The sequence below is a fragment of the Streptomyces sp. NPDC059455 genome (assembly GCF_042750115.1).
Lineage (GTDB): Bacteria > Actinomycetota > Actinomycetes > Streptomycetales > Streptomycetaceae > Streptomyces > Streptomyces endocoffeicus.
The window spans coordinates 1-8,178 of the sequence record NZ_JBHYVB010000335.1 but is presented as its reverse complement, the minus strand read 5'-3'; the positions used below and the strand labels follow the sequence as shown (position 1 = coordinate 8,178).

The following is an 8,178-nucleotide window of genomic DNA, read 5'->3' as shown; positions in this document are numbered from 1 at the left end:
TCGCCGGTGGTGGTGTGTGGGGGGTGGGGGTGGCGGTGCGCCCGGGGGGGGCCGGCGGGCCCCCCCCGGGGCCCCCCTTCGCAGGGAAACCCGACATCCGCTGTCCGGTATTGCGAGGCGACCGCATCCGGCGCGTTCCGCGTGCGGGGGTGCGCGGGAGGGCCGATCCTGGTCCCGTGATGATGGACGAGACGGAGTTCTGGGGGCTGGTCGACAGCGCTCGGGAGGCCGCGGACGGCGACCCCGAGGACCAGTCCGACCTGCTCGTCGAGCAGCTGTCACGGCTCGACCCCGACGCGGTGCTGGACTTCGCCCGGCACTTCGAGGCCCGCTCCGACCGGGCGTACCGCTGGGATGTGTGGGGCGCCGCCTGGGTGCTGCTCGGCGGGGTCAGCGACGACGCCTTCGAGGCGTTCCGCTACTGGCTGATCGGCCAGGGCCGGGAGATCTTCGAGGGCGCGCTGCACGATCCGGACGCGCTCGCCGAGCTGCTCGAGGACTTCGACGAGCAGGTGGACGGCGACTGCGAGGACCTGGGGTACGCGGCGGACGAGGCGTACGAGCGGCTGACCGGCGCGCCCCTGCCGGAGCTGGGGCTCACGCCCACGCCCCGGGAACCGGTCGGGGAGCCCCTCGACTTCGAGAGCGAGGCGGTGCTGGCGGAGCGGTATCCGCGGCTGTGGGAGCGCTTCAGGGCCTGACAACGGCCTTGTGGTGAGGGCGTGGCGCGAGGCGGCGCCTCAGCGGTCCAGCGGGCGCCCCATCAGCACATCGTCCACGTACTCCCCCTCCAGCAGGAACTCCCCCGGCAGCACGCCCTCCACCACGAACCCCTCCGACGCGTACAGCCGCCGTGCGGGGGTGTTGTGGCCCAGCACCCGCAGGGTCATGCGGGTCGCGCCCTGCCTCCGCGCCTCCTGGTACGCGGCGCCGAGCAGCGCCCGCGCCATGCCCTTCCCCCGCACCCGCTCGTCCACCGCGAGCCCCTGGATCTGGCGGACATGGGCGTTACAGGCCAGCGGGGTCGGCGGCACGAGCCGTAGGTAGCCGACGGGAGACCCGGCGAGCTCGGCCACGAGGATCTGCTCGACGCGGTTGTGGAGGGTGAAGAAGGGGGGTCGTACGGCGGCTGTGGCCTCGGCTGTACGGCATGCAGGGGCGACCAGGTGCGGCGGTCGAGCTCGGCCAGCGCCGTGTCGTCGTCGATCACGGCGGGTCGGATGATCAGCTCGGACCGCTGGGACGGATGGGACGGTTGGGGCAGGTCGTAGGGCTGGGGCATGCGAATCACTGTGCCACGCCCGCCCGTTGTCCGACATCCCTCCCGTGATCGAGGGCAGGATGGGGCCATGCGTATCGCGGTCACCGGTTCCTCCGGGCTCATCGGCACGGCACTCGTCCGCTCGCTGCGCGAGGACGGCCACCAGGTGGTGCGTCTGGTGCGGCGTCCGTCGCGTGCGGAGGACGAGGTGGAGTGGGACCCGCGGCGGCAGTGGGTCGACGCCTCCGGGCTGATGGGCTGTGCGGCCGTGGTCCATCTCGCCGGCGCGGGCGTCGGCGACCGGCGCTGGACCGACGCGTACAAGAAGGAGATCCGGGACAGCCGGGTGCTGGGCACCGCCGCCATCGCCGAGGCGATCGCCTCGCTGGACACCCCGCCGCGGGTGCTGGTCAGCGGGAGCGCGGTGGGGTTCTACGGTGACACCGGGGAGCGCGCGGTCGACGAGAGTGCGCCCCCTGGCCACGGTTTCCTTCCGGATCTCTGCCAGGACTGGGAGGAGGCGGCGACCGCGGCGCAGGAGGCGGGCGTCCGTACGGTCCTCGCCCGGACCGGTCTGGTGGTCTCCGCCGAGGGCGGGGCGTGGGGGAAGCTCTTCCCCCTGTTCAAGCTGGGGCTCGGCGGGCGGATGGGCAGCGGCCGGCAGTACTGGAGCTTTATCGCGCTGCGGGACCACATCGCCGCGCTGCGCCACATCCTCGACACGCCCGAGCTCACCGGGCCGGTCAACCTGACGGCGCCGACGCCGGTGACCAACCGCGAGATCACGGCCGCCATGGGCCGGGTGCTGGGCCGCCCCACGCTCCTCTCGGTGCCCGCGCCCGCGCTGCGGATCGCCCTGGGGGAGATGTCCGGGGACGTCCTCGGCAGCGTCCGGGCCGTCCCCCGCCGCCTTCTGGACTCCGGCTTCACGTTCGCCTGCCCGCATGTGGACGAGGCGATCAAGGCGGCGCTCGGATAAGGGAGTTGGGCGCTCCGCGCCCCCTCCCGCTCTCCTCCGTTCTCTCTCCTCCCCCGGCCGCGGACCGTTCGACGGCGGTGTGCGACTGGTGTGCGACGGGTGTGCGCCCGTGCCCGGTCGATGCGCGTCTGGCATCGACCGTTTTTGTCCGTACTGTCAAGACCGTCTCGCCGAGCCGACTCGCGGGACCCACGCATCCGGACCGCCGGTCGGGGCAGCAGCCCCCGTGACGGACGCACCGACCTCGGGGAGGACACGTGCTCAAGCGCGCGCACCGCACGGACGTCGTCATCGTCGGCGCCGGGCTCGCGGGGCTGGCCGCGGCCCATCGGCTGACCGGCGCGGGAGTCGCGGTCACGGTGCTCGAGGCCGCGCCCCACGTGGGCGGACGGATGACCACCGAGACCGTGGACGGCTTCCGGCTGGACCGCACCGGCCATCTGATGAACACCTCGTTCCCGGAGTTGCGGCGCACTCCGGGGCTCGGCGCCCTCGCCCTGCGCCCCTTCGCCCAGGGGGTGCTGGTCCACAGCGAGGGCCGTACGCACCGGGTGGACACTCCCCGGAGCATGAGGGGCGCATTCACCACGGCACGCGCCCTCGCGAACGCCGCCCGCGCGCCGCTCGGCAGCGGGCTCGATCAGGCCCGACTCGGTGCCGCCCTCGGCAGGCTCGCCGCCCTGCCCGCGGACCGCCTGCTCGCCCGCCCCGACCGGCCGGTCTCCGAGACCCTGGGGGGGCGGGGCCTACCTGCTCGTACGGTCGAGGGGGTGCTGCGTCCGCTGCTCGTCTCACTGCTGAGCGACCCGGACCTCACCACCTCCAGCCGCTGCGCCGACCTCGCGCTGCGCGGCTACGCACGCGGCCGCCTCTGCCTCCCGGCGGGCGGCGCGTCCACCGTCCCCGAACTGCTCGCGGCCGCGCTGCCGCAGGGGACGGTCCGTACGGGCGTCCGGGCCGTATCGGCCTCCACCACCGCCGTGGCCACCGCCGAACACGGCGAATTCGGCTGCCGTGCGGTGCTGGTGGCCACCGGGGCGCACGACGCGGCCGGGCTGCTGCCCGGGTTGCGGGTGCCGGCCTTCCACCCCATCACGGTGGTGCACCACACCGCCGACCGGCCGCCGCTGCGCGAGCCCGCGCTGATACTCGCCGCGGGCGGGCAGGGCCCGGTGGCCCACACCATGGTGGCCAGCGAGGTGGACCCCTCACGCACCCCACCCGGCCGGGTGCTGATCACCTCCACGGTGCTGGGTGCCTCCGCCGCGCTGCCGACCGCCGAGCTCGACCGGGCCGTCCGGGCCCAACTGGCCGCGGTGTACGGGACGTCGACGGCGGCCTGGGACCTGCTGGCCGCCCACCACGACCCGTACGCCGTCCCGGCCATGCCCGCACCCCACGACCCGCGCCGCCCGGTGCGGCTGCTGTCCGGCCTGTACGTCTGCGGCGACCACCGCGACTCCAGCACGGTCCAAGGCGCCCTGGCCTCCGGCCGCCGAGCCGCCCGAGCAGTCCTCAGCGACTTCGGCGCCCCACCGGACTCGGGCTCCGACACGAACCCGGGCACCTTGCCCGCCGCGGCAGCCTGACGCGGGCCCCTGCCGGGGCTCGCCGCTGAGTCAGGCTCCCGTCACGCCCCGCGGCCAGGGAGGACCGGCCCCGCGCCACGGCGGCCTGCCCCGCCGCGCCCGCGAGGGCTGAGGCTCCCGTACGGCTCGCGCCCGCACGGCGCGCCCGACTTCGGCGCCCCGCCAGGGGCCGGGCCCGCGCGGGCTGCGGCGCCGGTCCCGGGCCCCACCCGCCGTAGCGGCCTGACCGGCGCCGTCCACGCAATGCCCGGCGGGCCGCCGAGGCCCAGACTCCCGTGCGGCTCGCGGGTCGCGGCATACCTGGCGTCGACGCCCCGCCAGGAGCCCGGCCCGCACGGGCTACGGCGCCCTGCCCCCCACAGCGGCCTGACCGGCGGCCCCAGCGGCTCGCAGCTCACGGCCCGGGAAGACCGGCACCCGCGTCGTCGGCGTGCCCCACAGGCGTCATCTGCGCGGTACCCGGCGGACCGCCGAGGCCCAGACTCCGTGCGGCTCGCGGGTCGCGGCACGCGACTGGGCGGCACTCGGCTGGTCCGGCTTGCGCGCCTCGCCGGGAGCCGGGTCCGGCGCGAGCTTCGGCACCGGCCGCAGCCCGTGTCGCCGTGGCGGCCTACGGTGCGCTCGCGGGGGGGCTCAGCAGGGCCGCTGGGGGCCGCGCACCGTGGCTGCCGCGCGACGGCGCGTCAAGACGCGTCCGTAGCGGAGGCGTTGGGCGTGGTGCGGGCGGCGGGACCCGACAGCGCCGCCAGGATCGCGCCGCATACGAAGCATCCGGCCGCGATCACTGCGGACAGTCGCATCCCGGCGTAGAAGGCGGAGCTCGCGGACGCTGCCGCGAGGGTTCCGAACAGGGCCACGCCGATGGCGCTGCCCAGTTGCCGCGCCGCGTTGAACGCGCCCGACGCCGCGCCGCGCACCTCGTGCGGTGCGGCCTCCATCGCCGCGATCGTCGCCGACGGCATGGTGAACGAGGTGCCGAACCCGGTCAGCAGCAGCGGCACGACCAGCAGCGCATACGGCGTGTGCGGCCCCACGGCCGCCCAGCCGAGCAGCCCCACGGCCCCGGTCAGCAGCCCTGCCACGGCCGGGACATGGGTGCCGACGCGCGCCGCGACCCGCCCGGACAGCGGCGAGGCGAACGCCACCAGCGCGCCCATCGGCAGCAGCGCCAGACCGGTGGCGAGCGGGTCCCAGCCCCGGTGGCGCTGGAAGTAGAGGGTGGTGAGGAAGAGCAGCCCGTAGAAGCCGAGATTGAGCAGCACCCCCACGGCCAGCGCGGCCGGGAACCGGAACCCGGTCAGCAGCCTCGGTGGCAGCGCGGGCGCCGCCGCGCGCCGCTCCAGCCACAGGAACAGCGCCCCCGCGAGCGGCGCGGACGCCAGCGCGCCGAGCACCAGCGGATCGGTCCAGCCGCGCCCGCCCGCCTCGTTCAGCCCGGCCATCAGGGCGGCCATCAGGGCGGCCATCAGGGCGGCCATCGCGACGACGCCGGTGAACTGGGCCGCGAGGTCCAGCGGCGGACGCTCCGCGCGCGGGCGCGTGGCGGCACCTGGCGGACGGTGAGCCAGATGGCGAGCGCGCCCAGCGGGATGTTGACGAGGAACACCGTCCGCCACCCCGCGCCCCACACCAGCACCCCGCCGAGCACCGGACCGGCCGCGGCGGCGACCCCCGCGATCCCGCCCCACACCCCGAACGCCCGTGCCCGCGCGCCGGGTTCGGGATGCAACGCCCCGAGCAGCGCGAGCGAGGCGGGCACCATGGTCGCCGCCCCTGCCCCCTGCGCCAGCCGCGCGCCGACCAGAAAGCCGGCGCTCGGCGCGAGCGCGCATGCGGCGGAGGCCACCGTGAACAGCCCGAGCCCGGCAAGGAACACCCGCCGATGGCCCAGCCGGTCCCCGAGCCCACCGCAGAGCAGCAACAGCCCGGCGAAGGCAAGCGTGTACCCGTCCACGATCCTCCCCCAGCCTTCGGCCGGGAGGTGCCCCCTGCAGCGCCCCCTGCCCCGCCCCCAGCCCGGCCCCGGTGCGGGGCACGGCCACGTTGACGACGGTGACATCGAGGATGACCAGGAAGTAGCCAAGGCAGATGGCGAGCAGCGGCCCCTTCCGCACGCCACCCGCCACGGGTGGGCTCGAGGATCGCGGAGGCCGGTGTGTGGAGCGGTACGTCCCCATGCGTCCAGCCTCAGGGCTGATCCCTTCGGTACGGACCGAACCATGGCGTGCCCAGGACGCGCGGAATGAGTGGGCGATACCGCACCGCGCGGCCCTCGCCACCGAGATCCGCGCGGCCGCCCGCCACGCTTCGTGGCGTGGCACGTATGGCGAAGCTCCGGCCCGCAGGGCGCGGCCCACGCGCGGGGAGCGGCACAGGCGCCACGGCGCCCCCGCACCCCCGGCCCCGGCCCCGGCCCCGGCCGAGGACGTACGGAGCCGCCCCGCCACACTTCGGCCGGTGCCGAAGCGACCCCGTCCTACGCTGGAGCCATGGCCACCACCACGGATGCCCGTGACGCCGACATCGCTCGCGCGGCCGCGGCGATCGCCGATCCGTCCCGTGCTCGCGTTCTGCGGGCGCTGCTGGAGGGGCGGGCGCTGCCCGCCAGTGTGCTGGCCGGTGAGGCAGGGGTCAGCGCGTCCACGGTGAGTGGGCATCTGGCCAAGTTGCTGGAGGCCGGGGTGGTGCGGGTCGAGCGGCATGGGCGGCATCGGTATTACCGGCTGGCCGGTCCCGCCGTCGGCGAGGCACTCGAGGCGCTGGCCAGGATCGCCCCGCCGCTGCCCGTCACCTCGTTGCGGCAGAGCACCCACGCACACGCCCTGCGCCGGGCGCGCACCTGCTACGACCATGTCGCGGGTGCCCTCGGCGTGGCCCTGATGGCGGCGCTGCTGGAGCGCGGGGTCCTGGCGGGCGGCGACGGGCGCTTCCACCCCGAGGCGGCGGAGGGCGACCGGCTTTCCGCCCCGGGCAGGGACACCACGTACCGGCTGACGGCCCCGGGGCGCGCGGAGCTGGCGGCGTTCGGCGTGGACGCGGACGAGCTCGCCGGGCGCCGTCAGCTGATCCGCTACTGCGTCGACTGGACCGAGCAGCGCCACCATCTCGCCGGGGCGCTGGGGGCCGCCCTGACGGACCGGCTCTTCGCGCTGGACTGGATCCGCCGTGGCAGCCGCCGCCGCGTGATCACCCTGACCGATGCCGGCCGCACCGGTCTGGAGCGCGCCTTCGGCGTCGTCCCGGACGCCTGAGCGGCGGCAGGCCCCTACCCCAACCGCCCCTACCCCAGCCGCCGCTCCCCAGCCGCCCTACCCCAGCGCCGCCACCCGCTCCCGGTAGCCCCGTACCGGTGCCGCGTCGCGGTACGGCTCCAGGCGGCGCTCGAAGTCCCGTACGTACTCCGCCGCCCGCACCGACCGCATCTCCGACGCCTGCTGTGCCGCCTCCGCGCCGAGCTGGCACGCCTGCTCGAGCTCGCCGAGGCCCAGCCGCGCCGTCGCCAGCACCACTCGGCAGAACAGCCGGCTGCGCGCGAACCCGGAGCCGTGGAGCTGCAAGGAGCGCTCCGCGTGCTGGGCGGCGGCGCGGTACTGCTGCAGATCGCGGTGGCAGTGGCCGAATTCGTCGGCCAGCTGCGCCTCGTCGAACAGCCGCGCCCAGTACGGCACCTCGTCCCCCGGCCGGGCCGCCTCCAGCGACCGCTCGGCGCGGGCGAGCGAGGCGGTGCACGCGCGCACCTCGCCCAGCACGCCATGGCCGCGCGCCTCGATCGCGTGCAGCAGCGACTGGAGCACCGGCGGGGCGCCGCCGCCGACCCCCTGCTGGGCCACCCTGGCCAGCTGTACGGCCTCCCGCCCATGGCCGAGATAGACGGCCTGGCGGCTCATCGTCACCAGCACATAGCTGCCGTACGTGCGGTCCCCGGCGGCCTGCGCCAGCCGCAGCGCCTGGACGAAGTAGCGCTGCGCCAGGCCGTGGGCGGCGATGTCGAACGAGGTCCATCCGGCCAGCCGGGTCAGATCGGCGATCGCGCCGAACAGCCGTCGCCCGGTCGCCTCGTTGTACGAGCCGCGCAGCATCGGCTCGCCCTCGTGCTCGAGATAGCGCACCAGGGCCTGCCGGGCGTGGCCGCCGCCGTACGTCTGGTCCAGCGCCGCGAACAGCTCGCCGACCGAGCGCAGGGCCGCGATGTCACCGGAGGTCACCCGGTAGCCCGGTCCGCGCCGGTCGCGGTCGTGGGGGCCCGGGGGGGGGCGGGGCGCCCCCGCCCGCGGGGCCGGGGGGCCCCGGCGGCCCACGGGGGGGGGGGTTTGTAAAAAAACCCTCACCCCCCCCCCGTATGTCAGGGG

6 protein-coding genes and 2 pseudogenes are annotated in these 8,178 nt (G+C 75.9%); 4 read left to right on the top strand and 4 right to left on the bottom strand.

The window, feature by feature from the left end; all coding sequences use genetic code 11:
* Positions 1-179 precede the first annotated feature (179 nt).
* Entirely contained in the window at positions 180-701 is a 522-nt protein-coding gene (locus ACFXB5_RS51255; RefSeq protein ID WP_385222394.1) for a DUF4240 domain-containing protein, read from the top strand.
* A gap of 39 nt (positions 702-740) precedes the next feature.
* Here the strand turns inward: ACFXB5_RS51255 and ACFXB5_RS51250 are convergent.
* Positions 741-1,282 (bottom strand): annotated as a pseudogene (locus tag ACFXB5_RS51250) (GNAT family N-acetyltransferase).
* 67 nt (positions 1,283-1,349) lie between these two features.
* On the opposite strand from ACFXB5_RS51250, the gene ACFXB5_RS51245 reads away from it, so the two are divergent.
* Positions 1,350-2,240 carry a TIGR01777 family oxidoreductase gene (locus tag ACFXB5_RS51245; RefSeq protein WP_385222392.1) on the top strand — a complete coding sequence of 297 codons (891 nt, stop codon included), beginning with the start codon at positions 1,350-1,352 and terminating at the stop codon, positions 2,238-2,240.
* Between the two features lie 257 nt (positions 2,241-2,497).
* Entirely contained in the window at positions 2,498-3,829 is a 1,332-nt protein-coding gene (locus ACFXB5_RS51240) for an NAD(P)/FAD-dependent oxidoreductase (RefSeq protein WP_385222388.1), read from the top strand.
* 683 nt (positions 3,830-4,512) lie between these two features.
* On the opposite strand, the gene ACFXB5_RS51235 is transcribed toward ACFXB5_RS51240, so the two are convergent.
* A complete protein-coding gene (locus tag ACFXB5_RS51235) occupies positions 4,513-5,307 on the bottom strand; it encodes an MFS transporter (protein ID WP_385222385.1) in 795 nt (264 codons plus the stop codon).
* On the bottom strand, positions 5,295-5,783 hold the full coding sequence (locus ACFXB5_RS51230; protein WP_385222383.1) for an MFS transporter: 489 nt from the start codon (positions 5,781-5,783) through the stop codon (positions 5,295-5,297). Before ACFXB5_RS51230 ends, ACFXB5_RS51235 begins: the two co-directional genes overlap by 13 nt.
* A gap of 535 nt (positions 5,784-6,318) precedes the next feature.
* On the opposite strand from ACFXB5_RS51230, the gene ACFXB5_RS51225 reads away from it, so the two are divergent.
* A complete protein-coding gene (locus ACFXB5_RS51225) occupies positions 6,319-7,080 on the top strand; it encodes an ArsR/SmtB family transcription factor (protein ID WP_385222381.1) in 762 nt (253 codons plus the stop codon).
* A gap of 57 nt (positions 7,081-7,137) precedes the next feature.
* Here ACFXB5_RS51225 and ACFXB5_RS51220 read toward each other — a convergent pair.
* A pseudogene (locus tag ACFXB5_RS51220) lies at positions 7,138-8,178 on the bottom strand (regulator); the annotation flags it as partial.